Source organism: Xanthomonas campestris pv. badrii (genome assembly GCF_012848175.1).
GTDB lineage: Bacteria > Pseudomonadota > Gammaproteobacteria > Xanthomonadales > Xanthomonadaceae > Xanthomonas > Xanthomonas campestris_C.
On record NZ_CP051651.1, the window covers coordinates 519,994 to 544,957 of the forward strand.

The following is a 24,964-nucleotide window of genomic DNA, read 5'->3' on the forward strand; positions in this document are numbered from 1 at the left end:
TGCTGTGTCCCTGTCCCTTGCCAAGAAGCGATTGATGCGAATGTCCCCCGCCGTGTTGACCTGCGCGCTCACCCTCCTGGCCGGTCTGGCACAGGCGCAGCAGGCCGCCCCGACCGCGCCCGCAGCCGATGCGCAGGCCGCCGCGGCAACCATGCCCGAGGCGCCGCTGCCTGCCGGCAGCGCGCGCGCGGCCACGCTGCGCGATCTGGGCATCGATTACGAAATCACCTTGCGCGGCGTGCAGGGCAGTGCCGGCGTGCCCTTCAGCGTGCGCAGCGACGAGATCGTCACCGCCGCCACGCTCGATCTCAAATACAGCTATTCGCCCTCCTTGCTGCCGGACCTGTCGCACGTCAAGGTCACCATCAACGGCGTCACCGTGGCCACCTTGCCCACCGACAAGGCCAACGCCGGCAAGCTGCTCTCGGCCGACCTGCCGATCGACCCGCGCCTGATCACCGACTACAACCAGCTCAACCTGCAGCTGATCGGCCACTACACGCGCGAATGCGAAGACCCCGACCACAGCAGCCTGTGGGCGAACGTGGATGCGGCCACCAGCCTGTCGCTGACCACCACGCCGCTGGCGCTGGCCAACAACCTGGCGCTGTTGCCGGTGCCGTTCTTCGATGTGCGCGACACGCGCCGTCTGGAGCTGCCGTTCTACTTCCCGCAGCAGCCGGACATGGCCACGCTGCAGGCAGCCGGCACGGTGGCCTCGTGGTTCGGCACGCTGGCCGGGTATCGCGGCGCGGTGTTCCCGGCATCGACCACGGCGCTGCCAGACAGCGGCAATGCGGTGGTGTTCGCCACCCCGGCCACCTTGCCGGCGCAGTTCGCCACCGCCGACAGCGGCGTGGCCGATATCCGCGGCCCCACCGTGGCGGTGGTGGTCAACCCCACCGATCCCAACGGCAAGCTGCTGCTGGTGCTTGGCCGCAGCAGCGAGGAACTGCAGCGCGCCGCGGCCGCACTGGCGCTGCGTGCGCCGTTGACCGGCGCGGTGGCCCGGATCGGCGAGATGTCCGCGCCGGCGCCGCGCCAGCCCTATGACGCCCCCAAGTGGGTGTCCAGCGAACACCCGGTGCGGTTCGGCGATCTGGTCACCCAGGCCGGTGCGCTGAATGTCACCGGCTACCACCCGGACCTGATCCGGGTCGGCCTGCAGCTGCCGCCGGACCTGTTCGTGTGGGAGCGCGACGGCATTCCGGTGGCGCTGAAATATCGCTACACGGTGCCGGAGGTGGACAACAAGTCTGCGCTCAACGTCAGCATCAACGAGTCGTTCGTGACCACGTTGCCGCTGACCGGGCGCCCGTTTGCCGAGTCCACCCCGATGCGCTGGTGGAACAGCCTGGGCGCGCGCGGCAGCATGCCGGTGCACCAGGACCTGACCTTGCCGGTGGGCGCGTTTTCGGCCAATAGCCAGCTGCGCTTCCACTTCTTCTTCGATCGCCCGCAGGGCGAGGAATGCAAGAACACCTTCCCGGACGTGTCCGGCGCCATCGATGCCGATTCCACCATCGACCTGAGCGGCTTCCACCACTACATGGCGATGCCGAACCTGGCCGCGTTCGCAAACGCCGGCTATCCGTTCACGCGGCTGGCCGACCTGTCCGAATCGACCATCGTGCTGCCCAACAATCCGGGCGACCAGGATCTGGGCAACGTGCTGACCCTGCTCGGGCGGTTCGGCGCGAGCACCGGCTACCCGGCGCTGCATGCGCAGATCATCGGCGCCAGCGCGGTGCAGCAGCACGCCGATCGCGATCTGCTGCTGCTCGGCAGCGCCGACTCGCAGCCGTTGTTCAAGCAGTGGCGCGCGCAGCTTCCCATCGGCCAGGACGGACAGAGCCGGCGGATCGGCCTGACCGACTGGCTGTTCGAGAAACTGCCCGGCTTCCTGTCCTTCGACGCGCGCCGCACCGACCTGCCCACCACCACCGAGATCGCGCTGCAGCCGCAGCCGGACGACGTGCTGCTGATGGGCTTCGAATCACCGCTGACATCCGGCCGCAGCGTGGTTGCGTTCCAGACCGAAGACCCGGCCAACATGAGCCGCCTGTTCGATGCCTGGTTCGACCCGGCCTTGCTGAAGGACTTCCAGGGCAGCGTGGTCTTGCTGCAGCAGAAGAAGGTCACCAGCCTGGTCGGCAACCAGACCTATTACGTGGGCCACCTACCGCTGCCGACCTGGTTGCGCTGGTACTTCTCGCACCACCCGGTGTGGCTGGCGTTCACCGTGGTGCTGCTGGCGCTGTTGCTGGCCCTGGCCGCCCGCGTGCTGCTGCGCCGGCATACTGCAGAGCGACTCAACGAAGGACACGGTACATGAGCGCGCATCACACCGGCAGTGCGATGACCCGCCGCCGCCTGCTGCGCGCTGGCGCGCTGGCCGGCCTGGCGGCGGTCCTGCCGGCGGGCGCCAAGCCGGCACCGGCGCAGTGCGGCAGCTGGCCGTTGTGGAATGCATTCGTGTCCAGGCACATCCAGCCCGATGGACGGGTGGTGGATTTTCTCAACCCCGACCAGCGCTCAACCTCCGAAGGGCAGTCGTATGCGCTGTTCTTCGCACTGGTGGCCAACGACCAGGTGCTGTTCGACAAGGTGCTGGGCTGGACCCGGCACAACCTGTGCGGTGGCCGCCCGGACCTGAACCTGCCGGCCTGGCTGTGGGGCCGTGACGAGGGCGGCAACTGGCGGGTGCTCGACCCCAACACCGCCAGCGACGGCGAGTTGTGGATCGCCTACGCCCTGCTGGAAGCGGGCCGGCTGTGGAACCGCCCCGGCTACGTCAAGGCCGGCCAGCAGATCCTGCAGCTGATGCGTGCGCAGGACGTGGCCACGCTGCCCGGGCTCGGGCCGATGCTGTTGCCCGGCCGCAGCGGATTCGCGGACAAGGGCCGCTGGACGCTCAACCCCAGCTACCTGCCGATCCAGGCCCTGCGTCGCTGCGCCAGTGCCGATCCCAAGGGCCCATGGGCCGCCATCGCCGCCAACAGCGCGCGCGTGCTGCGCGGCAGTGCGCCGGTGGGGTTCGCTCCGGACTGGACGGCCTGGGACGGCAGCAGTTTCAGCGCCGATCCCAAGCGCGGCAATGTCGGCAGCTACGACGCCATCCGCGTGTACCTGTGGGCCGGCATGCTCGATGCCGGCGAACCGCTGCGCGCCAGGTTGCTGCAGGACCTGTCCGGCCCGGCCGACCTGCTGGCAGCAGGCACCGGTTTCGCCGAAAAGATCGATACCGCACGCGGCGTGGGCACCGGCGCGGTGCCGGTGGGGTTTTCCGCCGCGCTGCTGCCGTACCTGAGTGCCCTGGGCCAGCCCGCAGTGCTCAAGGCACAGGCACAGCGCATTCCCGCCGCCGCCCAGCCCGCGGCCGCCGCCCTGCCGTACTACGAACGCACGCTGGCCCTGTTCGGACAGGGCTGGCTTGAGAACCGCTACCGCTTTGCCGCAGACGGGCGCCTGCTGCCCGCCTGGAGAACGCCTGCATGCTCCGCAAGAACCTGACCCCGCTCTACCTCGCCGGCATGATCGACCTGTGCCTGCTCGCCTGCCCGGTGCATGCGCAGGCCAGCGCCACCCAGCAACTGGTCGGGCAGGGCAATTACTGGCATGACCAGGGCCGCGACGACCTGGCCGCCGACACCTGGAAAAAGCTGCTCGGCATCGACCCGGACCAGCCCGACGCCTTGCTCGGCCTGGCCCAGATCGACCTGGCGCAGGGCCGCCAGTCCGAAGCGCGCAAGCGCCTGCAGCAACTCGAAGCGGCCCACCCGCAGTCGCCGCAGGCCCAGCGCCTGCGCGTGGCGATCGGCGCGCGCGGCAGCGCCACCGCTGGCGAAGATCCCAACCTGCGCAACGCGCGCCGCGCGTCTGCCGCCGGGCGGTATGTGGAAGCTGCCCGCAGCTACGAGGCCGTGTTCGCCGGCAAGGCACCGCCGCCGAACCTGGCGCTGGAGTACTACCAGTCCCTTGCCGGCACGCCCACCGGCTGGGAGCGCGCCCGTGACGGTCTGCGCAAGCTGCAGGCCAGCGAACCGGGCAATCCGTCGCTGCAGCTGGCCCTGGCCCAGGTGCTGAGCTACCGCGAACCCACCCGCCGCGAAGGCATCGCGCAGTTGCGCACGCTGGCCCAGCGCGCCGACGTCGGCGGCCCGGCGCGCATCAGCTGGCGCCAGGCGCTGCTGTGGCTCAATGCCACCACCGCCGATGCGCCGCTGTACCAGGCGTTTCTGGCCGGCACCCCGAACGATGCGGAAGTCACCGCCAAACTCGGCCAGCTGAGCAACCGCCGCAGCGCCGAGACCACGCCCGCCGATCCCAATGGCATTGCGCTCGGCGAAGGCTTCCGTGCGCTCAACGCCGGCAACCTGGGCGTGGCCGAACAGCGCTTCACCCAGGTGCTGCGTGCGCGTGCGCGCGACCCCGAGGCACTGGGTGGGCTGGGCTCGGTGCGCCTGCGTCAGCAACGTTTTTCCGAAGCGCAGGAGTTGCTGCGCCCGGCGGCGGCCAGCAGTGGCAAATGGAAACCCGCGCTGGACAGCGCGCGCTATTGGCAGCAGCTGCAGCAGGCCGAGGCCGCGCGCGCGCGTGGCGACCTGGCCCAGGCACGCCAGCTGGTGGAGCAGTCGGTGCAGTTGCTGCCCAACGAGCCGGCCGGCCATGTGGCGCTGGGCGGATTGCAGGCCGCCGGCGACCCGGTCGCGGCCGAGGCCAGCTATCGCAAGGCGCTGTCGCGCGATGCCGACAATGCCGGCGCCCTGCAGGGCCTGGTCGGGCTGTACAGCCGCCAGGGCCGCATGCAGGAAGCCACCGAGTTGTTCAACCGCCTGCCAGCTGCCGAACGCGCCAAGTCCGGGGGACAGGCCTTGCTGCGTTCCAACGTGCAGCGTGCGCGTGCCCGCCAGTCGCTGGATGCCGGCGATGCGGTCAGCGCGCAGGCCGAGCTGGAAGCGGCCATGGTCGAACGTCCCGGCGATGCCTGGATCCGCCTGGATCTGGCGCGCCTGTACCAACAGGCCGGCCGCCCCGACCAGGCCCGCAGCGTCATGGACGGCCTGCTTGCCGTGCATGCCGACCAACCCGAAGCGCTGCATGCCAACGCCTTGTTCGCCCAGGAAAGCGGCGACTGGCAGGGCGTCTACGACAGCCTGGACCGCATTCCGGTTGCCGTGCGCACGCCGGAGATGACCCAGCTGCGCACCACCGCCTGGATCGAACTGCAGGCACGCCAGGCGCGCGGGCTGGTGCAGCAGGGCCGGGTGGGCGAGGCCCAGCAACTGCTGGCGCGTACCGAAACCGCGCTCGGCAACCAGCTCGACGACCCGCAACTGCTGTCCGCGCTGGCCGGTGCGCATGCCGACGCCGGCAACGCCCCGCGCGCGCTGGTGCTGGCACAGCGCCTGGTCACCGGCGCCAACCCGCGCACCGAAGACCGCCTGCACTATGCCGGCGTGCTGCTGCGCGCGCAGCAGCACGCCGAGCTGTCGGCGGTGCTGCGCCAGCTGCAATCCACCACCATGACGCCGGAACAATTGCGCCGCTATCAAACCCTGCGCAGCGCCTACACGCTGCGCCAGGTGGATGCCCTGCGCGAGCTGGGCAATCTGGAAGGCGCCTACGACGCGTTGTCGCCGATCCTGGCCCAGCAACCGGACAACCGCGACGCGCAGGCCGCGCTGGCGCGGCTGTATGCCGCGGCTGGCGACCAGCCGCAGGCGCTGGCGCTGTATCAACAGATCCTGCAGCGCCATCCCGACGATCTGGACACGCTCACTGCCGCCGCCAACAGTGCTGCCGCGCAGTCGGATCTGCGCAGTGCCGAGGGTTATCTGCAACGCGCGCTGGCGCAGGCGCCGGAGTCGCCGGAGGTGCTGGCTGCGGCCGGCCGGGTGTATCGCAGCGCCGGCAAGAACCGCAAGGCCGAGCAGTATTTCCGGGCCTCGCTGGCCGCCCAGCAGCGCCAGGCCGGCCAGCTCGACAACGGCCTGCCGGCCGCACGCGGCCCTGCCGTCGTGGCCTCGTCCGGTCGCCCGCTCAACCCGTTCTCCGGCATGACCGGCGGCATGCCGCGCTCGCCGGCGGTGCTGTCCGAGCGCATGGACGCCGGCAGTGCCTACGCGCAGACCGCGCTGGCGCCGCTGCCCGCGCAACCGGCCGCTGTAGACCCGGCCACGGCCACAGCGATCGCTGCCTATGCGGGCAACAACCCCGATGTAGTGCCGCCGCCACTCGCCAGCGCCGCGCCGTCGGTGCTGCCAGGGCCGGCCAGCCGTTCGAGCATGCCCGCACGCAGCGTGCCGACGCTGGCACCGGCCGACGACCTGCTCCCGCGCGGTGTCGCGGCGCAGGCACTGCCGCCGGCCAGCAGCGGCAACAGCGTGCTCGACGAACTGCGCGCCGTGCAGTCGGAAAACAGCGACAACCTGGCCGGTGGCGCGCTGTACCGCGCGCGCGATGGCGAAGACGGCCTGGGCCGCCTGGACGACATCGAAATGCCGGTGCAGGCCGAATTCGCGGTAGGCGAAGGCAAGCTCGGCGTCACGTTGACGCCCACCGTGGTGGATGCCGGCACCCTGACTACCGACTACGCCACCGCCAGCCGCTTCGGCACCGGTCCGCAGACGGCGGTCAACGACGCGCTTGCCGCCGACCGCAGCCCGATCGACACGCTGACCAACTCGTCGGTGTATCAACTGCTCGCCACCGAAGGCAACACCGCCGCCACGCGCGAACGCCTGCGCCGTTATGCCTTGACTACCGGCCTGTTCGGCGAGCTGCTCACCGAAAACAACAACAGCACGCCGGCGGCGTTGGCCGCGCTGGCCAACGAACCGTTGCCGGCGTACCTGCTCAGCGTCAATGCGTCCAACACGCCGATCGCGCAGTTGGCGCGCGACATCCTCAGCAACACCGCCATCAGCGAACAGCTGGCCGCAGGCGACGGCGCCGCGTTGCAGGCATTGGGCAGCAGTTCCGCCGCCGCGCAGCAGACGCCGACCTCGCTGGCGGCCACGCTCAACAGCATGGCCGCCACCGGCAACGGTGCGCGCCGGCTCAGCCAGGACGACACCGGCGTCGGCGTCGGTGTGCGCTATCGCAACGGCGGTTTCAGCGCCGATGTCGGCAGCACGCCGATCGGATTCCAGGAGCAGAACATCGTCGGCGGGGTTGGCTATCGCGGCGAGCTCGGCGAGACGGTGAGTTGGTCGGCCGATGCTTCGCGGCGCGCAGTCACCGACAGCGTGCTGTCGTTCGCCGGCGCACAGGACGGCCGCAGCGGCCGCCAATGGGGCGGTGTCACCAGCAGCGGCGTCGTCCTGTCGGCCACGGCCGACAACGGCCTGCTCGGTGGCTACGCCAATCTCGCCGCACACCGCCTGACCGGCAACGACGTGGCCGACAACGACCACCGCCAGGCGGACCTGGGCTTCTACGTGCATGCGCTGGAAACCCGCAACCAGTCGCTGACCGCCGGCGTCAATCTGACCGCCATGCAGTACGACAAGAACCTCAGCGGCTTCACCTACGGGCACGGCGGTTACTTCAGCCCGCAGGAGTATGTGGACCTCGGCTTCCCGGTGCACTGGAGCGGCCGCAGCGCCGGGCAGAGCGTCAACTGGAAGGTCGATGCCAGCATCGGCGTGCAGCATTTCAAGACCGATCCCACGCCGTATTTCCCCACCGACCCGACCCTGCAACAGGCCGCCTACGATGCTGCGTCGCTGGCGGCGCTGCTCGGCCTGGTCGATCGCTACACCGATCCGGTGTACGCGGGCGAAAGCCGCACCGGGGTGTCCTACAACCTCAGTGGTGCGGCCGAGTGGCAGGTGGCACCGCAGTTGTTCCTGGGCGGGCGCATGACCTTCAACAACGCACGCGACTACAACCAGTTCAGCAGCAATCTCTATCTGCGTTTCGTGATGGATCGCCTGGGCGCCGCGCTGGGCCGCGCACCACAGGTGCTGACCTCGCCGTACGCCGCCGATCGCTGAGACAGCGGCGACGCTGGCGGTTCGCTCCACGCGGCGGGCAGTTGCGGCTGCATGGCGGGCCGGGCGATGCACGCTTGCGGCCTGCTGCGTGAGCGCACGCCGGGCAGGCTCGTGCATCCATCTTGAGAGCGGCGTGCGGCGCACTGCCCCGCGCCGCGCCGCATAAACGAACGGCGCCTCGCGGCGCCGTTCGCATCCCCATCAGGTAGTGCAGGCGCGCCTTACGGGCGAACCTTGGTGGCACAGACGAAGGTTGCCGCCTGCTGCACGCGGCTGATCGCTCCCTGGTCTTCCAGTTCGCGCAGATGGTCGTTCATGCAGCTCAGGTAACCGAGGCGATTGCCTGCATTCTGCGTCTTGCACAGGCTGCTTTCGGCGGTGAGGTTGGCGCCGGCAATCAGGCCGCCAGTCTCCACGGTCGGTACCAGCGTGTTGCAGTTGCCCAGCCGGGTCAGGCCACGGTTCAAGGTCCAGCCGATATCGGCAAACATCGCCGGGGTCAGGTCGATGTTCAGATGCGCCTGCACTTCCGGCGTATCGAACGGTTCCATCAACGCGTTGGGCTGCAGGTCGGTATCGAAGTGCGAGAACGTCGAGCCACCGGCCACCACGCTGGGCGCATACAAGCGCGTGCGGCCGGCGCTGTCGGTGCCCTGCAGCAGTTCCGGATCCTCGTACAGCCTGGCCACGACCGCGGTGCTGCCCTTCAGGCGTGCGCCATCGGCCTGCGACACCATGATCGCCGGGATGGTGATGTCGGTGATCGGCGGGGCCGCATTGCCCATGGTCTGCACGCCGGCGGCGTTGTTGGCCACGATCACGCCCACTGCGCCATTGAGCTGGGCGTTCTTGACCTTGATGGCGAAGGCGCAGGTGCCGCGGTCGATCAGCGCCACCTTGCCGGCCACCTTGGCCGCGTTGACGAACGGGGTCTCGCAGCCATCGGTCGCCGATGCGACGGCGACGCCGTCGTTGACGGTCACCACAGCGCGGGCGGGGAAATTGCCGGCGGTGGCCAGCGGGCCGAAGCTGGCAAAGCCCACCTCGAACTTGCCGGCGGCGCTGCTGGGTGCGGTGACCTGCAGCAAGGTGCGCGGATCCAGGATCAAGGCCGCCTCGCGGTTGACGCGCGTGCCGGCCCATACCGTGCGGCCCGGCGTGCGCATCGCTTCGGCGCGCAGGGCATTGGTCATGGCCGGGTCGTCGAACCGCTTGTTCTGCACGTTGTCGTAGGCCTGCGAGGTATAGACGTCGGTCAGGCCGCTGCCGGAGCCGAGCACGCCGGTGGTCTTGTTGAGGAAGCCGGCAGCGCCCAGGCCGTGGCCGATCTCGTGCATCACCACGTTGAGGAAGTTGATCTGGCCCTCCGGCGTCTTGCCGTCCAGACCCAGATACCAGCCGGAACCAGCCAGGCAGTCGTCCTTGCCCAGGTCGCCGTTGAATTGCGAGAACACGTCAGCCGGATCGGCCGGATCGGGCACCAGGTCCTGCCCGGCGATCGCATCGCCCAGCGCGGACGGATACAGCGTATTGGGCTTGGCGCCGGGGAAGTTGTTGACGATCCAGTTGGGGCCGGCCTGGCCCAGCGTGCCGCCGGTGGCGGTACAGGTCAGCCGTGCGAACGAGGCATACACCTTGATCTCGACGTTGCTCTGCAGCACCGCGCCCCACAGGTCCATCGCGTACTGGTAGGCGATACGACGCTGCTCGCCGACCGTGCGGCCCGGGTTGCCACCCAGTGGTGCGGCAGCGGTCGGGTCGTTCAAACCGACCACGGTGCCGGCATCGCCATTGATCAGCGTGACATTGGCTGCCCGCGCATGCAGCGGTGCCAGCGCGGCCACCGCCAGGGACAACAGCAACAAGGGCTTATTCATGCGGCAGCGCTCCGTGCTCGGCGTGGGCGGGTTGGGTGTCGGCGTCATCGCTGTGTTCGATGACGATGCGGCCATCGGCCTGGCGGGTGGCAGTCAGCGAACTCATTTGCGTGGCCGGCAACTTGCGCGCCACGGTGCCGTTGGGCAGGCGACGCTCGGTGGCGCGTGCGGCCGCCTCGGTCTGCGGCATCGTGGTGCGGGTCGCGGCGCTGCGGGCAGCCGCGCCGGCCTGCTGCTCCAGTGCCGCGCTCTCGGCGTCGGTCAGCGGGCGCAGCTTGCCGGTGACAGGATCGATACCGACCTTGGAACCGGCGGCGACATCCTGCGCCCCGGCAAGCGCCGGCAGGCAGGCGACACACAGCACGCCGGACAGCATCCATCCGGGCTTGCGAAAGCTCATCATCGTTGGGGTTTCCTTGGGTCCAACTGCAGAAAGAACGCCGTGCGAGGTCCCGGCGTTCGGGAGAATCTTTGCGTTCAAGTCTGTTCATGACTGAATCATGAATCAGTGATGTGTGTCAATCTTTTGACAGGCCGGGCGTCCCAGGCAGAGTCGCGGCCTGAAAAAGTTGGCTTCGTCCCCGTGATCGGCCGTTTTTTTACATTTCCACGTCCCGTCAGGCCGGTCCGGTCAGAAATCTGACGCGGTGGCGGTGACCGCTGGCGTTCCCTCCGAGCGCTGCCAGCACGGGCGGTCCATCCGCTCGTACACTGCGCGTCACGCATTGCGGCACGGTCGTCAGCGATCACCGTTGCACGCGAGGTCCGTCGCCCCCTTCAGGTCATGCATGCACGCCGTCATCTACCACAACCCCGCCTGCGGCACGTCCCGCAACACCCTGGCGCTGATCCGGCATGTCGGCATCGAACCGCAGATCATTCACTATCTGCAGCACCCGCCGAGCCTGCAGGTGTTGCAGCAGCTGATCGCCGAGGCGGGTCTGTCGGTACGCGACGCGATCCGGCAGAAAGGCACGCCATACCTGGAGTTGGGGCTGGACGATCCCGCACTGGATGACGCCGCCCTGCTGAGCGCGATGCTGGCGCATCCGCTGTTGATCAATCGCCCGTTCGTGCAGACGCCGCTGGGGACGCGGCTATGCCGCCCCTCCGAGCAGGTGCTGGCTGTATTGCCGCCCGCCAGCAGCGCCTTCTTCAAGGAGGACGGGGAGCGCGTGCTGGACGACGCAGGGCGGCCGCTCGGCGGCTGAACGCCGCCGCGTCGTGCAGGAGGCCGCGGCGTGACACGTATCGACGACGGCCACGCCCTGGTGCATGTGGTCGGGCGCGCCAGCGCTGCATGGCGCGTTTGTCCGGCGACTGTCCCGGGCAAGGCGCCTGGCTGGTCCTGGCCTGGCGCACGGCGTTGCGCTCACCTCAACGCACGCAATACGCACTAACATTGCGGCATCGTTTTTTCGGGAGCATCCGCATGATTCGCCAGATCATCCGCATGGGCGACACGCGGCTGTTGCGCGTCGCACCTCCGGTCACCAACCTCGGCAGCGACGAGCTGCAGGCGCTGGCGGCCGACATGTTCGAGACCATGGACGCCGCGCGCGGCGTGGGCCTGGCGGCGCCGCAGATCGCGGTGGACCTGCAATTGATGGTGTTCGGTTTCGAGGCCAGCGAGCGCTATCCCGAGGCGCCACCGGTCCCGCGCACGGCCTTGGCCAATGCGCAGATCGAGCCGTTGTCGGACGAGATGGAAAACGGCTGGGAGGGTTGCCTGTCGATTCCCGGGCTGCGCGCAGTGATTCCGCGCTACCGCCGCATCCGTTACCGCGGCTTCGCGCCCGATGGCACCGCGATCGATCGCGAGGCCGAAGGCTTTCATGCGCGCGTGGTCCAGCACGAGTACGACCATTTGATCGGTCGCCTGTATCCCTCGCGCATCGAGAACTTCGCTACCTTCGGCTTCGACGATGTGTTGTCCTACGATCTGTAGACTCTTGCATGGCGCAGGCGCTCAGCGGCGGCAGGCCGATGCGGCGCGCATCACTCTTCGACCAGACTGTAGCCAACCCCGCGCACCGAATGGATGCGAACGCGTTGGGTCTTCTCGCCGATGATCCGGCGCAGCCGCGAGATCTGCGATTCCAGCGAGTTGGAACTCACCAGCCGGTCGTAGCCGTATACGCGCGCTTCCAGCGATTGGCGTGGGACGATCACGCCGGGGCGCGCCATCAGCGCGGCAAGGACCAGCGCTTCGGTCCTGCGCAGTGTCAGCGGCTCGTCGTTGATCCAGAACGCACGACCGTCGGCGTCGTAGCCGAGCGGGCCAAGCCGCTTCACTTCGCGGCCGGTGATGACATCGTGCCGCAACGCATTGCGGATGCGTGCCAGCAGTTCGCGAGGCTCGAATGGCTTGGCGATGTAATCGTGCGCACCCAGCTCCAGCCCGGACACCTTGCTGTCCAGGTCCGCCAGCGCGGTGAGCATGATGAAACGCTGCGGCCGGCTGTGCGCGCGCGCGTGCATGATCAGCGACAGGCCGTCTCCATCGGGCAGGCGGCGGTCCAGCAAGACAAGATCGAATGCATTGTCCAGCAGCACCGTGCGCGCAATGGCCAGGGTCGGGGCGAGATCCACCACGAACCCCTGTTTGACCAGGAAATGGGTCAGGGTTTCGACGATGTCCTGCTCGTCTTCTACAAGTAACAGGCGCATGCATGTCTCGGAAGCTGACGGCTCCGGCAATGGTCGCCGGCGCCGTGTGCGGGGTCAGAACTCGTACTGGACTTCCAGCGAGAGTGTACGACCGGCCGCATTGTAGCGTGCGGTATCGTAGGGGCGGTTCTGGACCACCACGAATGGCGGGGTGGAATCCAGAAGGTTACGGCCGGCGAAGTTCAGGCGAAGATCGTTGCTCATCTGCCAACTCAGCGTCAGGTCGTAGGTCGTGAAGGACTCCACCGACCTGGCATAGTCCGGGTTGAGGACGTTGCCGGACACCATCGTCAGCACATAGTCGTTGAGATAGGTCGGGGTGTAATAGGCCCACAGGGTGGCGGTGATGTCGCGGTACTGCCAGCCGAGCTCGGCGACCACCTTGTAGTCATCCACCCCCTGTACCGTGCCGATCGTCCGCAACGGCGGCACGCCCGGCAGCGACAGGGTCTGGGCGGTGATGTTGTCCAGCCAGGTTATCTTCGGGCGGAAGGTACCCAGGCGGGTATTCCACAGATAGCCGAGTTCGTAGGTCACCGACGCATATTCGGAGCTCTGCAGGTTGAAGGTCATCTGATTGACGTTGACGACCTTGCCGCTGGCATCGCGTTCGTAGAAGGCGCTTTGCAGCAACTGATCGCGTGCCGACAGGTAGCGGCTGAGCATGCCGAAGGCGGCATATTCGTTGCTGACCTTGGAGTGGTTGTAGTTGACGTCCAGCGTCAGGCCTGACAACGCGCCCTGCGGCATCCAGGACAGGCCATAGGAGCGCTGGATGGAGGTTTCCGGTTTCAGGTCCGGGTTCGGTGCCACCACGGCGCGTGCGGCGTAGGCGTTGCTGCCGCCAAACGCGCAATCCGTGCTGCAGGCATAGAGCGGGTCGTTGAAGATGTGGGTGGTAAAGCTCTGCGTGCCGCTGATGTTGAACAGATTGGTCGGCGGTGGCGCGGAGAATCCGCGCGACCAGCGCGCACGCACCCGCAGGCTATCGGTGAGCTCCCACAGCGCACCGAAGCTGGGGGTGGTCTTGGCGAATTTATTCTTGCCGAACAGGATTTCGCCGCCTTCGATGTAGGGGACGTTATCGACGGTTCCGATGGCGCCTTCGCTGGTGTAGGTGTCACGTCGCGCGGCAAGATTGAAGGTCAGCGATTTCATCAACGGAAAGGAAAACGCATTGCCGAACACCGGGATGGCGGCTTCGGCGAAATACGCGTAGCGATCGCGATTGGTTGCCAGTACCGACAGGTTGCGCACTTCCCGGCTGTCCACGCCGTCTTCGTTGTAATCTGCGCCGACCGCGTAGTACACACGCCCACCCGGCAATTCGAAGGCGCTGCCACTCAGGCGAAGTTCCAGGTTCTGCAGGCGTGAGGCGCGGTCTTCGTTATCCAGCGTGTAGTAGAAATCGTTGATGTCTGCACCGATGGCATCGCCAGCGGTGTTCCAGGGATTGAACGCCAGGCTGGGATCGGTGCTGGTCAATGCCTGGCATTGGCGGGCGAAGATCGCCTGCAATTGCTGCAGCGCTGCGCCGCTCAAACGGTTGTTGTCGAGATCGAAGTTGGCGCAGCGCAGGCCGTTTGCCGCGCCTGGATCCGGCTCGAACGAGGTGACCACCGAAGCGAAATTCCGGCTTGCGCCTTTGTTCGTGCTGCGCGAGGTGGTGTAGATCAGATCCAGCTTGGTGCTGTCGTTGAAGGCGTAATTCAGCCCGAGGTTGGCCGTCCAGGCTTCGGTGGTGTTGGAGATCGTGCCCACCGGCAGTCTGCCGGCGGCGATCTCGGCTTCCGGAAAGTAATAGAGCGTGGTGCCGGGGCTGAAGAAGCCGGCGTAATTGGCTGGAAACGGGTTGTAGAACTGGCCTGGCGCCAAGGTGACCGCCAGACCGTTGTCGTAACGCTGTTCCTGCGAGTTGGTCGAGCGGTCGAACAGGCCATTGGCGGTGAAGGTCAGCTTGTCGGTGATGTTCTGCTCGAAGTTGAGATTGATGCTGGTGGATTTGGTGTCGGGTCCGGCCAATTCTGGAACGCGGTCGGACTTGGCGCTGGCATCGAGCAGCACCAGGTCGTCCATGGTCGGCGCGCGGCCCAGGCCGGCCGGGACGGTCAGCGCCGTGTCGATGCGTGTGGTGAGTTGCGTCTGCGGGTCGAAGATGAAGTCGGTGATCGGAAAGACTGCCGGTTGCCTGCCCTTGGAGAAGCTGCGGAAGTCGTAGTTCGGATCGCCGTTGAAGTACGCCGAGTAATCTTCCGTGGTGTAGCCGCTCTTCCAGTTGTTCACCGGCCGCCGCCGGCTGTGACTGAGCGTGACCGAGGCTGTGCCGCTATCCCAGTGATAGCCGGAATAGACGCTGATGCGGCGGGTATCTGCATCGTTGCTGGAGTTCTCGTACTGCGCATTGACCGTGGTGCCCACGTAGTCGCGGCGCAGGATGAAATTGATCACCCCGCCCATGGCGTCGGCGCCATAAATGGCCGAGCCACCGTCGGTGGTGATCTCCACCCGCTCCACTGCGCTCAGCGGAATGCCATTGAGATTGACGAAGCCTTGCTGGATGCCGGCCGCGCCGGCCATGCGCCGTCCGTTGACCAGGATCAGCGTGCGCCCGGCGCCCATTCCGCCAAGATTTGCCGCAGACACGCCCAGGCTGCCCAGTGCACTGACGTTGACCCTGCCGACATTGTCCTGCAGCGGGCCGTTGAGGCGTTCATTGGTGATCGCCCCGATGGTGGCGAGATTTTGCGGCAACGTGCGGATCAGGTCTTCGACGCTGCTGACGCCACGCGCCTTGATCTCCTCCTGATCGATCACGATCACCCGAGAGCTGACATCGCCCTGCTGCAGGCGGCTGCCGGTGACTTCGATGCGTTGTAATGCGGTGGCGGCCTGATTGTTTTCCTTGTAAGCAATGCTGTCCTGCGGCACCTCGGTACTCTCCTGCGCCCAGGCAGGCGACAGTGCGGCGGTCAATGCGATGGCGAGCACCGACAACGGAAGCGAATGCATGTTCAACGGACGATCTCCATGATTCCAGACACGAAGGGGTGGACTGCTGGTGAAGCCACGCGCTGCAACCGGGGTCAGGGACGCCTCCCACGTCCGCGTGTCTGCTCGCTGTTCACCGCGCCCTGCGCCTGTGCCCTGCAATGACATGAACTCCCTGCCCGATCGAATCGGGACTTCCAACGCTCGCGCGCGTTCGCATCGCTACCGTTGGCGAGTCATGTTTACGTCATCAAGCTTGCACGAACCTTGTCTGAAACTATCCGGTTGCGTGCGTTGAGCGTGCCTTGAATTGCCCGGGCTGGTGCAACGGCCGCGGCGTGTGTCACCGTACTGGCGCTCGCGTACGCGCGAAGATGCGGCGCGCCCTTGTCGCAGCACGATGGTTGCAGCGGTAACCGCATCCCTGGTGCCCGTCACGGCCGTGGTGTGGGAGCGGCCTGCGGCCGATTTGGATGGTTTGAATTTGCGCAGTGTCGCTGCCCACATCGCTGGGCGGCGCGCGCGCCATAGCCAGGACGATGCAGTGAAGGCACGACCGTTGACGTGGATGTATCGCTCGATGATGGGACAGGTGACGCTGCTGGCCCTGCTGTATCTGGGCGGGCTGGTCTACTGGTTCGGCCTGCGGCCACTGCTGGAGATCCCGTGGACAGGCTCGGGAGATCCGCTCCCTCGCACGGCCAGCGAGGTGAGTACCCGGCTTAGCCATCTGGTCGAACGAACCCGCCACGCACCGCAGGAAAATGTCTCGCTGAAGGACGATGCGGTGCTGGCGCAGATCAAGGCGCGCAATCCCGGCTTTCGCTGGTACGCGCGTGTCGGTGATCGGGAATTCGACAGCGGCGACGGCGAGCTCTGGTTCCACTCGCAGCATTTCGACAAGCTTGCCGCGTTGCGCGCGGACCCAACCTATCCGCAGGTCTGCAGCCAGACCGAGCGCGATATGCGAACCCCGCAGGGGCTAGGCCATTTGAGCTATTACGACTGCGAGGGCGTGGTGTCGTATTACGAATACGCCGGCATCCGCACGCCGCTGGATCTGGACGCCAGTCTGGTGCCGTTCTATCCAAAATGGGTCTGGGATTCCAGCCGTGGGTTGATGCTGACCGGTGCCGGCATGTTCGTGATCTTCGTGTTGATCGTCGGCATCAACGTGATCATGATCGGGCGCATCACCGCGGTGACGCGGTCGTTCGATCCCAAGCATCTGGACCGCAAACTGCCGGAGGCGGGCTTGCCCAGCGAGGTGGTTCCGCTGGTGCAGGCGGTAAACGAGATGATCACCAAGGTGGACCAGGCGCAGAAGCGCCGCGAGTTTTTCCTGTCCACCGCCGCCCATGAGATGCGGACGCCATTGACGGTGCTGCGCACCCGCCTGGAGATGCTGGCCGATGGCCCGCTGAAGGACAAGCTGGTCGGCGATGTCGGGCGCTTGACCATGCTGGCCAATCAGCTGCTGAAGCTGATGAGCATCAGTGGTGGCCGCAAGCTGGAGAGCCTGGTCGACCTGGGAGCGAGCTGCCGCCGCGTCATCGGCGAACGTACACCGCTGGCCGAAGCGCGTGGCGTGCAGCTGGAACTTCGCTGCGGCGATGGGCCGGTGCGCGTGCTCGGCGATCCTGGCCTGCTGGACGTGGCCATCGCCAATCTCGTCGACAACGCAGTGTCGTTTTCGCCCGATGGCGGACGGGTGGAGGTGGGGGTGAGCGAGCGCGCCGAGGTGTGGGTGCAGGACACAGGGCCGGGCATCGCGGCCGAGCACCTGCCGACGCTGTTCGAGCCGTTCGCCAAGTTTCCGCCCAACCGCAATGGGCACGGCCTGGGGTTGGCCATCGTCAAGGCGATCGCCGAGCTGCACGGCGGCAGTGTCACTGCCGCCAACGTTGCGCAGGCGGGCGCTCGCTTCAGCTTGACGTTGCCGCCGGTGGTGTCCGCCGATTGATCGCTGCGGTGCCTGCTTGCAGCGGCTGTTCGAGCAGTGCCTAGTCGGTAACGCGGCCGTCGGCGTCCAGGATCTGCAGCGTGCCGAGGCCCAACGCACGCAACGGTGCTTCGACCTTGCGGCGGTCGCCGACGATCACCCAGGTCATCTTGCGCGGATCCACCACCTGGGCGATCGCCCGCTGCGCAGCGGCCGCATCCACGCGTTCGAGCCGGCTTTTCAATGTCTGCACGTCATCGTCGGGCCGCCGATACTGGACGATCGCCTGCATCGCGTTCAACACCGATTCGGTGGTTTCCGCGCTGCCGGGCAATGCACGGATCCGTTGGTTGCGTACCTTGGCGACCTCGTCATCCGACAAGGGACGGTCGGTCGATAGCGCAATCGATTCCTTGAGGATCTCCGTCACCGATTCGGCGGTGCGGTCGGTCTGTACCGGTGCATAGATCAACAGCGGACGCTGTCCCTTGGCGTCCATGGCGAAACTTTGCGCGCCATAGGCCCAGCGTTTGTCCTCGCGCAGGTTCAAGTTCAGGCGCGAGGTGAAGGCGCCGCCGAATGCGGTATTGGCCAGGCCCAGCGCAAGCGTGGCGGCATCGGTGCTGGGCGGTGCCAATAGGCCGGCCAGGATCAGCGACTGTGGCGCATCCGGCTTGTCGAGCAGGAACATGCGGGGCGCAGCGGCGGCAGGCGCCTGTTGCAGCACCACCCGACCCAGCGGCGTCGGCGGCGGCGTCCAGGTGCCGAAGCTGCGCTCCAGCAACGCGATCGCCTGGCCCAGGCCGATATCGCCAGCGACCAGGATGCGCAGGTTGTCCGGGCGGATCCACTGCTGGTGGAAGCGGGCCAGGTCCGCTGCGCGCAGCGCGGCGATGGCGGCTGCCTGGCCGGTGCCGGTCAGCGGTGTGGCATACGGATGGCCAGTGCCGTACAGCAATGGCGGCAGCACCCGTAGCGCCATGGCCGTGGGTTGGTTCTTTTCCTGGGCGATGTTGGCGAGCCAGGCGCTACGCACGCGCGCGATGTCCGCGGCGTCGAAGGCCGGCTCGCGCACGATGTCGGCCAGCAGTTGCAGCGATGGTGCGAGTCGATCGTTGAGCGCATCCAGGGTGGCGCTGCAGGTGTCCAATGAGCACTGGACGGAGGTCTGCGCCCCCAGGCGCTGATGCAGGCGCGCGATGTCCAGGGAATCGTGGTGGCGGGTGCTTTCGCCCATCAATGCGGCGGCGAAACTGGCAGTGCCGGGTGTGCCGTTGCGGTCGCCGGCGTAGCCGCCGTCGAACAGCAACTCGAACTGGGTGGCGGGCACGCCATTGCGGTGCGCAAGGATCACCTGCACGCCATTGCGCAGCGTGCCGCGTTGCAGCTGCGGAAAGCGCAGCGCCGGGAACTGCTCGACCGGCGGAATCCCGGTGCTGCGATCCACCGCACTGGCGGTTGCGGCAAACGCCACGGCAGGCGGCGTGCGCGATGGCGGGCGGCCTGCCAGGGCCGGCCGCGCCACCAGGCTGGCATCCTCTGCAGCGGCATCGAATCCCGGCCCTGCCGGCAGGACGGTCAGCAGATAGTCGCTCCTGCCAAGCCAGCGGCGGGCGGCGTCGCGCACCTCGGTGGCGGTGGCGGTCTGCAGGCGGCGCAGATCGGCCTGGTAGGCGCCTGGATCGTTGCGATAGATCTGACCATCGGCCAGCAGGGCGGCCTTGTCGCCCACCTTCTCCAGCCCGCGCACCACCGTGGCACGCAGATCGGTACGGGTCCGTTCCAGCTCGTCGGCGGTGGGGCCGTGCTCCAGGAAGCGGCGCAGCTCGTCGGCGATGGCGGCCTCGACCCGGGCTGGATCGACGCCGCTGGCGACGTCGGCCTGCACGCTGAACTGACCGGCCAGCTGCAGCGGCGTGAGGCCGGTGCTGATGTCGTCCGCCACCGCGTCGCGGTACACCAGGCGCTGGTACAGCCGTGAGGTCTTGCCGGCGCCCAGCACGCTGCTGGCCAGGTCCAGCAGCAGCGCATCATCGCTGCCGGCTTGCGGTACCACCCAGGTGCGCAGGATGCGCGGCTGCGCCACGTGATCGTGCTGCACGCCGCGGCTGGCGACGGCCAGCGGGGTGATCCACGGCTGTTGGCGCGGCACCGCCCGACCGGCGGCGATATGTCCGAAGTAACGCTGTGCCTTGTCGCGTGCCTGCGCCACGGTGAGATCGCCCGCCAGCACCAGGGTGGTATTGGCGGCGCCGTAGTTGTCGTTGAACCAGTGTCTGACATCGCGCAAGGACGCCGCGTCGAGGTCTGCCATCGCGCCGATGGTGTCGTGCTGGTAGGGGTGATTGGCAGGGAACACGCGCGAGAGGATGTGCTGGCCGACGCGCCCGTAGGGACTGTTCTCGCCTTGACGTTTTTCGTTCTGGACCACGCCGCGCTGGGTGTCCAGCTCGGTCTGGCCGATCGCTCCGAGCAGATGGCCCATGCGGTCCGATTCCAGCCACAGCGTCATGTCCAGTGCCGTCGTCGGCACCGTCTCGTAGTAGTTGGTGCGATCGAACGAGGTGGTGCCATTGATGCCGGTGGCACCGACCTTTTCGAGCGCTTGGAAATAGCTGCCGGGAGCGTGTTCGGAGCCGGAGAACATCAGGTGTTCGAACAGATGCGCAAAGCCGGTTTTGCCGGCAGGCTCATCGGCCGAGCCGATGTGATACCAGATGCTGACCGCGACCACCGGTGCCTTGTGGTCCTCGTGCACCACCACCGTCAAGCCGTTGTCCAGCGTGAAGCGTTGGTAGGCAAGATCGGGGATGGTTGCATCGTGCAGTGCCTGCCGCGCGGCAGGGGGCGCCACAGCTGGCGTGGTGGCGCTGGCCGCGGCGTGGCCGAGGGTTGCGGCGGCCAGCGTCGCGGCGATGCGCAGGAACAGGTGTCGTAGCATGGCGCTCACAAATTCATGATGGACGGAAGACGGCCGTGGAAAGCCCGGCAGGGCCGCTGTGTGGCGCCCGGCCGCGTTGCCGCTGCGATCAACGCAGCGGTTTGCCGTACACGTCCCACACCTCGACCGGGCCCAGCCCAAGTGCGCGGATATCGGCCTCGATGCGGTGCAGATCGCCCACCACCAGCCATGTCATCTGCTCCGGTTTGTAGGTGTCGCGCGCTCTTGCGCGCACCGTCTGCAGATCCACCGCGGCCAGCCGCTGCATGGCCCCCTCGGCGCGGTTGTAGGGCAGGCCCATGGCGCGCGCGCTGATCATTGCCCCCAACACCGCGCCGCTGGTGGTGAAGCTGGCCGGGATGGCCTGGATCGCGGCGCCACGGTCGCGTTCGAGCTCCTGCGGGGTGATCGGACGGGTGCCCACGTAATCGCGGATTTCCTTGCGGATTTCCACCAGCGCCGCCGCGGTCTTGTCGGTCTCCACGGTGCCGCTGGCGGTGAAGACGCGCGGGCCGCGCACCGCGTCGCTGATGCCCGCACCGAAGCCGTAGGTCCAGCCCTTGTGCTCGCGCAGATTCATGTTGAGGCGGCTGTGGAAGCTGCCACCCAGCGCCGCGTTCATGAGCGCTTCGGTGGCGGCCGCGTCCTGATCCAATGCCGGCACCAGGTGACCGGCCATGACACTGCTCTGTGGCGCGCCCGGCGCATCGATCAGGATCACCCGTGGGCCGCTGCGGACAGGGGGCGCATCCTGCGCCGGGTCGGGTAATGCCGTTGGCGTGTTCGCGCGCCAGTTGCCGAAATGACGCTCGGCGGCGGCAGTGACTTCGGCAACGCTGATGTCGCCCATCACGTACAGGGTTGCGTTGGCCGGGCCCATTTCGCGGTCGTGGAAGCGCGCGATGGCCGCGCGATCGTTTTGCCTGGCGAAATCGGCGTGCGCTCTGGCCCGGGTGGTCATGCGACCGTTGCGGTGGTTGGGCCCCCACACGGCGGCGGCATAGAGTTGTGCTGCCGATTCGATGGGATTGCGCTCGTAGGCATCGTAGGCGGCGTCGATGTTGACGTTGGCGCGGCGCCGGTCGATCTCGCTCTGCGGATAGGCCGGGTGGCGCAGCAGGTCGGCGGCCAGTGCAAAGCTGTCGTCCACCCGATTGCTGGTGGTGCTCCAGTTGAGCCCCATGTTGCGCTCGCCGATGGAGGTGTTCATGTAGAAGCCGATGCGGGCGATTTCGCGCGACACGGCGCTGGCGTCGCGCTGTGTGGTGCCCAGCGCAAGCAGGTTGATGGCCTGCGTGGCCACGCCCTCGCCATAGCCGTCCTCGCCATCGGTCCCGGTGGCGAACTGCACGCTGGCATCGATCAGTGGCAGGCCGTGGCGTTCGGCGACCACCAGCTTCATGCCATTGGAGAGCCGGGTCTCGACGATGGCCGGAAACCTGACCGTGCCCGTGAACGGCCCCGGCGTCGGGGGGGCGCTGCGATCCACCACGCCGGGCGCCGGCGCATTGGGCAGCGCCGGCTGGATGACCATCTCGTAGTAGGGGCGATCGAGCCATTTGCTGGCGACCTTGCGCAGATCCTCCGGCGTGGCGGTGCGCACCCAGTCCAGCTGCGCCAGCGCGCCGGCCGGATCGCCGTCGTAGAGCTGGCCTTGCGCCAGCATCGCGCCCACCGCTGCGTTGCTTTGCAGCGAGCGCAGCAGATTGTTTTCGGTGCCGACCACGATGGCCTGGATGCGCTGCGCATCGCGTGGCCCCTTGGCGAAGTAGTCTGCGAGGCTGCGATCGAGAATGGGGCCCACCTGTTCCGGCGTGACGCCGGGCCTGAGCGTCATCGCAATGCTGAAGGTGCTGACCAGCAGGTTGTTGGAGAGATTGGCCGACACGCTGCTCGCCAGGTGCAGCTTGTCCACCAGCAGGTCCCACAGGAGGGTGTCCGGCGAGCCGGCCAACGTGCCTGCGGCCAGTTGCAGCCTGGCCAGTTCGCGCGGGTCCTCGCCCGATACCGGCCAGCTGCGCCGCAGCCCGCCTGCCGCGCCGGTGCCCTGCACGTAATCGCGCTTGATCTGCGGGAAGTCCGGCAGCCAGCGCTGCATGTGGGAGGCCGGCGTGCCGGCCGGTACGTCGGCGAAATAGTGCGCCGCTTTCTGTTTGGCCGTCGCCAGGTCGACGTCGCCGGCCATGACCAGCACTGCGTTGGACGCGCCGTAGTACTGCGCGAACCATGCCTTCACGTCGTCGAGCGAGGCCTTGTTCAAGTCGTCCATCGAGCCGATGGTGGTGTGGCGATAGGGATGGCCCAGCGGGAAGTAGCTGTTGCGGTGGATCTGCGCAGTGGGGTCCTGTTGGCCGAGCTCGTCCTGGCGCTTTTCGTTCTGCACGACCGCGCGCTGCGCGTCCAGACCGGCCTGGGTGATGCTCCGGCCAAGGTTGGCCATGCGGTCGGACTCCATCCACAGCGCCAGATCCAGCGCGTTGCTGGGCACGGTCTGGTAATAGCGGGTCTGGTCCACGTCGGTGATGCCGTTCATGTCCGAGCCGCCGGCCTTGTCCAGCGGCAGGAAATATTCGCTCTTGCGGTTGATGGTTTCCTGGAACATCAAGTGTTCGAACAGATGGGCGAACCCGGTCTTGCCCTCCGGTTCGTCCTTGGAGCCAACCCGGTACCACACCCCGACGAACACGTTGGGCACGCTGTGGTTGCTGTGCACCACCACGGTGAGGCCGTTGGGAAGGGTGAACACGTGATGGTCGATGCTCACCTGGCCGATGTCCTTTACCGCGCCGGCGCCAGCCGGTGCAGCGGCCTGCGCAGGCCACAGGGCGGTGGTGCACAGCAGGCTGGCAAGCACGACGGGGAGGGCAGAGTGCAAAAGACGGTTCACGACGGACTCCTGAGCAGGCCATGCGGCAGGCAGGAATTGACGCACGTCAAGCTTGCACCGGGCTGGCACGTCGCGCGCCGAAGGACCGGCAACGACGCGGTCTCGGTAAGGTCCATGCAAGTGTCCTGGTGTGGAATGCTAGACAGTCATGCAGACCACCCCGCGCACCATGTCCATCCCCCTCCACAGCACCGATGCCGCGCTGGCGCAGCAGCTGGATGCGCTCGCGCGGCAGGGGCAGCGTCTGCTGGATCGGGCTGCGCTGCGCGTGGCCGTGCAGCGCGGCCTGCGCTGGGCGCTGGCCGGCAGTGCCGTGGGGCCGGCACTGGCGCTGATGGTGGCCTTCTGGGTGCAGCTGCCGATGGCGCGCTGGCTGCTGGGCTGCGCGCTGCTGCCGGTGCTGCTGGCCGCGCTGCCCTTGCTTGGGCTGCGTCGTGGCGCGTCGCTGCAGCGGCACGCTGCGCTGGCACTGCTGGACCGGCGTGCCGGCGCGCAGGATCGTCTGACCGCTGCGGACCAGTTCCTGGCTGAGCGGTCGCTCGATGGATTTCGCCAGGCCGCGCTGCGCGACGCACAGGCCTGGATCGGCCCGGCCCGGCAGGCCAGCCAGGCACCGATCGCCGTGCAATCGCGCCCGATCGAACGGTGGCGGTTCGCCATGCCGGTGCTCGCCGCGGCGCTGTTGCTTGCGGCTGCGCTGGTCTCGGGGCAGCGCGCAGGCGCGGCCGCTGCACGCGATGCCAGCGTGGGGCGTGGCAGCGCTGGAGTGTCCACGCCGGTGCTGGCGCCCACGGATGCCGATCGCACCCGTATCCCCCCTGCCGACGTGCAGCGTGCGGCGACCCCGGCCGGGCGTGGTCGCAGCGATGCGGCGCAGCCATCTGCCCAGGATATCGGGAGCGCCAACCCGCAGATGCGGCCGGGCGCGGCGCAGGGCGAATCCGGCAAGACAGCCGCGGCCGCGGCGGCACGGAGCGCGGCGTCCACTTCGGCCAGCGGCGGTGCGGGCGAGGCCAAGGATGCGGCAGCGGCGGCATCGTCACCCAACGACGGCGCCGGCCTGCCGGCCGATGCCGAGCAGCAACGGCAGATGGACGATGCGGCGATGTCCGCCAGCGATGCGGCCGCGGCGAGCGGCAACGGCGATGGGATGCCGGAGGCCGGTGCGATCTCACGCGAGCGCCAGCCGTTGACGCAGCCGGCGCAATCGGCGCTGTCGCCTGGCGCTGGCGCGGCGCAGCCACCAAGCCAAAGCGGCAGCGATCCAGGCCAGGCGTCGCGCCAGCAGAGCAGCGAGCGAGGCGATCAGGGCCAGTCGCAAGGCGACGGCCAGCACAACGGGCAAGGCCAGGGACAAGGCCAGGGCACCGATGGTGCGCTCAAACGCACCCGCGGCCTGACCGGCCTGTTGCTGGGCGTGCCGATGGAAGATCAGCTCACCGGTACGCCCAACCGCGGCCGCGTGCGCAGCATCACCCGGCCGTCGGATCCGCAGGGCAGTCCTGCAACGCCCACGCCCGCACAGTCGCGTGGCAGCCAGTCCGGCGATGCCGGACCGGTCAGCCCGCGGCCCGCATCCGCAGCGGACCAACGCCTGGTTCGCGACTATTTCCTGCTGCAGCGCAAGCGCGGCGATTCCGCTACCGAGAACTGAGCCCG

At 67.8% G+C, this 24,964-nt stretch carries 13 protein-coding genes; 7 read left to right on the forward strand and 6 right to left on the reverse strand.

Features of this window, described 5'->3' with window-relative positions; genetic code table 11:
* Window positions 1-34: 34 nt before the first annotated feature.
* From bcsB to HG421_RS02145, 3 genes are read left to right on the forward strand one after another with little or no spacing between them, the layout of a single operon-like run.
* On the forward strand, window positions 35-2,335 hold the full coding sequence (gene bcsB / locus HG421_RS02135; RefSeq protein ID WP_169704804.1) for a cellulose biosynthesis cyclic di-GMP-binding regulatory protein BcsB: 2,301 nt from the start codon (window positions 35-37) through the stop codon (window positions 2,333-2,335).
* Window positions 2,332-3,513: a cellulose synthase complex periplasmic endoglucanase BcsZ gene (gene bcsZ, locus HG421_RS02140; protein WP_169704806.1), complete on the forward strand. Its 1,182-nt coding sequence runs from the start codon at window positions 2,332-2,334 to the stop codon at window positions 3,511-3,513. Before bcsB ends, bcsZ begins: the two co-directional genes overlap by 4 nt.
* Entirely contained in the window at window positions 3,495-8,000 is a 4,506-nt protein-coding gene (locus tag HG421_RS02145; protein ID WP_169704808.1) for a cellulose biosynthesis protein BcsC, read from the forward strand. The genes bcsZ and HG421_RS02145 overlap by 19 nt, the downstream gene beginning before the upstream one ends.
* 221 nt (window positions 8,001-8,221) lie before the next feature.
* On the opposite strand, the gene HG421_RS02150 is transcribed toward HG421_RS02145, so the two are convergent.
* Window positions 8,222-9,877 (reverse strand): PA domain-containing protein, encoded by a 1,656-nt coding sequence (locus HG421_RS02150; protein ID WP_169704810.1) that lies wholly within the window; start codon window positions 9,875-9,877, stop codon window positions 8,222-8,224.
* The gene (locus HG421_RS02155; RefSeq protein WP_169704812.1) at window positions 9,870-10,280 is read right to left on the reverse strand and encodes a post-PEP-CTERM-1 domain-containing protein; all 411 of its coding nucleotides are present in this window, start codon (window positions 10,278-10,280) and stop codon (window positions 9,870-9,872) included. The genes HG421_RS02150 and HG421_RS02155 overlap by 8 nt, the downstream gene beginning before the upstream one ends.
* Window positions 10,281-10,665: 385 nt before the next feature.
* Here HG421_RS02155 and arsC point away from each other — a divergent pair, with 385 nt between their 5' ends.
* The gene (arsC, locus tag HG421_RS02160) at window positions 10,666-11,088 is read left to right on the forward strand and encodes an arsenate reductase (glutaredoxin) (RefSeq protein ID WP_169704814.1); all 423 of its coding nucleotides are present in this window, start codon (window positions 10,666-10,668) and stop codon (window positions 11,086-11,088) included.
* A 221-nt stretch (window positions 11,089-11,309) separates the two neighbouring features.
* The gene (def, locus tag HG421_RS02165) at window positions 11,310-11,825 is read left to right on the forward strand and encodes a peptide deformylase (protein ID WP_169704816.1); all 516 of its coding nucleotides are present in this window, start codon (window positions 11,310-11,312) and stop codon (window positions 11,823-11,825) included.
* A 50-nt stretch (window positions 11,826-11,875) separates the two neighbouring features.
* Here def and HG421_RS02170 read toward each other — a convergent pair whose 3' ends face one another.
* Window positions 11,876-12,547, reverse strand: a complete 672-nt coding sequence (locus HG421_RS02170) for a response regulator transcription factor (RefSeq protein ID WP_169704818.1) — start codon at window positions 12,545-12,547, stop codon at window positions 11,876-11,878.
* Window positions 12,548-12,601: 54 nt separating this feature from the next.
* Window positions 12,602-15,556 (reverse strand): TonB-dependent receptor plug domain-containing protein, encoded by a 2,955-nt coding sequence (locus HG421_RS02175; protein WP_248279497.1) that lies wholly within the window; start codon window positions 15,554-15,556, stop codon window positions 12,602-12,604.
* A gap of 523 nt (window positions 15,557-16,079) precedes the next feature.
* Here HG421_RS02175 and HG421_RS02180 point away from each other — a divergent pair.
* Complete coding sequence (locus HG421_RS02180; protein WP_169704820.1) at window positions 16,080-17,498, forward strand: sensor histidine kinase; 1,419 nt, start codon at window positions 16,080-16,082, stop codon at window positions 17,496-17,498.
* 40 nt (window positions 17,499-17,538) lie between these two features.
* Here HG421_RS02180 and HG421_RS02185 read toward each other — a convergent pair whose 3' ends face one another.
* Both HG421_RS02185 and HG421_RS02190 read right to left on the reverse strand, forming a co-directional pair.
* Window positions 17,539-20,418, reverse strand: coding sequence for a M16 family metallopeptidase (locus tag HG421_RS02185; RefSeq protein WP_169704822.1), 2,880 nt, complete (start codon window positions 20,416-20,418; stop codon window positions 17,539-17,541).
* 88 nt (window positions 20,419-20,506) lie between these two features.
* Window positions 20,507-23,305 carry a M16 family metallopeptidase gene (locus HG421_RS02190; RefSeq protein ID WP_169704824.1) on the reverse strand — a complete coding sequence of 933 codons (2,799 nt, stop codon included), beginning with the start codon at window positions 23,303-23,305 and terminating at the stop codon, window positions 20,507-20,509.
* 169 nt (window positions 23,306-23,474) lie between these two features.
* Here HG421_RS02190 and HG421_RS02195 point away from each other — a divergent pair, with 169 nt between their 5' ends.
* Complete coding sequence (locus HG421_RS02195) at window positions 23,475-24,959, forward strand: hypothetical protein (protein WP_169704826.1); 1,485 nt, start codon at window positions 23,475-23,477, stop codon at window positions 24,957-24,959.
* The last annotated feature ends 5 nt before the right edge of the window (window positions 24,960-24,964 follow it).

Coding starts and splice junctions, on each gene's coding strand:
- HG421_RS02150 (WP_169704810.1), bottom strand. CDS start 9,877: ATGAATAAGCCCTTGTTGCTGTTGTCCCTGGCGGTGGCCGCGCTGGCA.
- bcsB (WP_169704804.1), top strand. CDS start 35: ATGCGAATGTCCCCCGCCGTGTTGACCTGCGCGCTCACCCTCCTGGCC.
- bcsZ (WP_169704806.1), top strand. CDS start 2,332: ATGAGCGCGCATCACACCGGCAGTGCGATGACCCGCCGCCGCCTGCTG.
- HG421_RS02170 (WP_169704818.1), bottom strand. CDS start 12,547: ATGCGCCTGTTACTTGTAGAAGACGAGCAGGACATCGTCGAAACCCTG.
- arsC (WP_169704814.1), top strand. CDS start 10,666: ATGCACGCCGTCATCTACCACAACCCCGCCTGCGGCACGTCCCGCAAC.
- HG421_RS02145 (WP_169704808.1), top strand. CDS start 3,495: ATGCTCCGCAAGAACCTGACCCCGCTCTACCTCGCCGGCATGATCGAC.
- HG421_RS02195 (WP_169704826.1), top strand. CDS start 23,475: ATGTCCATCCCCCTCCACAGCACCGATGCCGCGCTGGCGCAGCAGCTG.
- HG421_RS02185 (WP_169704822.1), bottom strand. CDS start 20,418: ATGCTACGACACCTGTTCCTGCGCATCGCCGCGACGCTGGCCGCCGCA.
- HG421_RS02155 (WP_169704812.1), bottom strand. CDS start 10,280: ATGATGAGCTTTCGCAAGCCCGGATGGATGCTGTCCGGCGTGCTGTGT.
- def (WP_169704816.1), top strand. CDS start 11,310: ATGATTCGCCAGATCATCCGCATGGGCGACACGCGGCTGTTGCGCGTC.
- HG421_RS02175 (WP_248279497.1), bottom strand. CDS start 15,556: ATGCATTCGCTTCCGTTGTCGGTGCTCGCCATCGCATTGACCGCCGCA.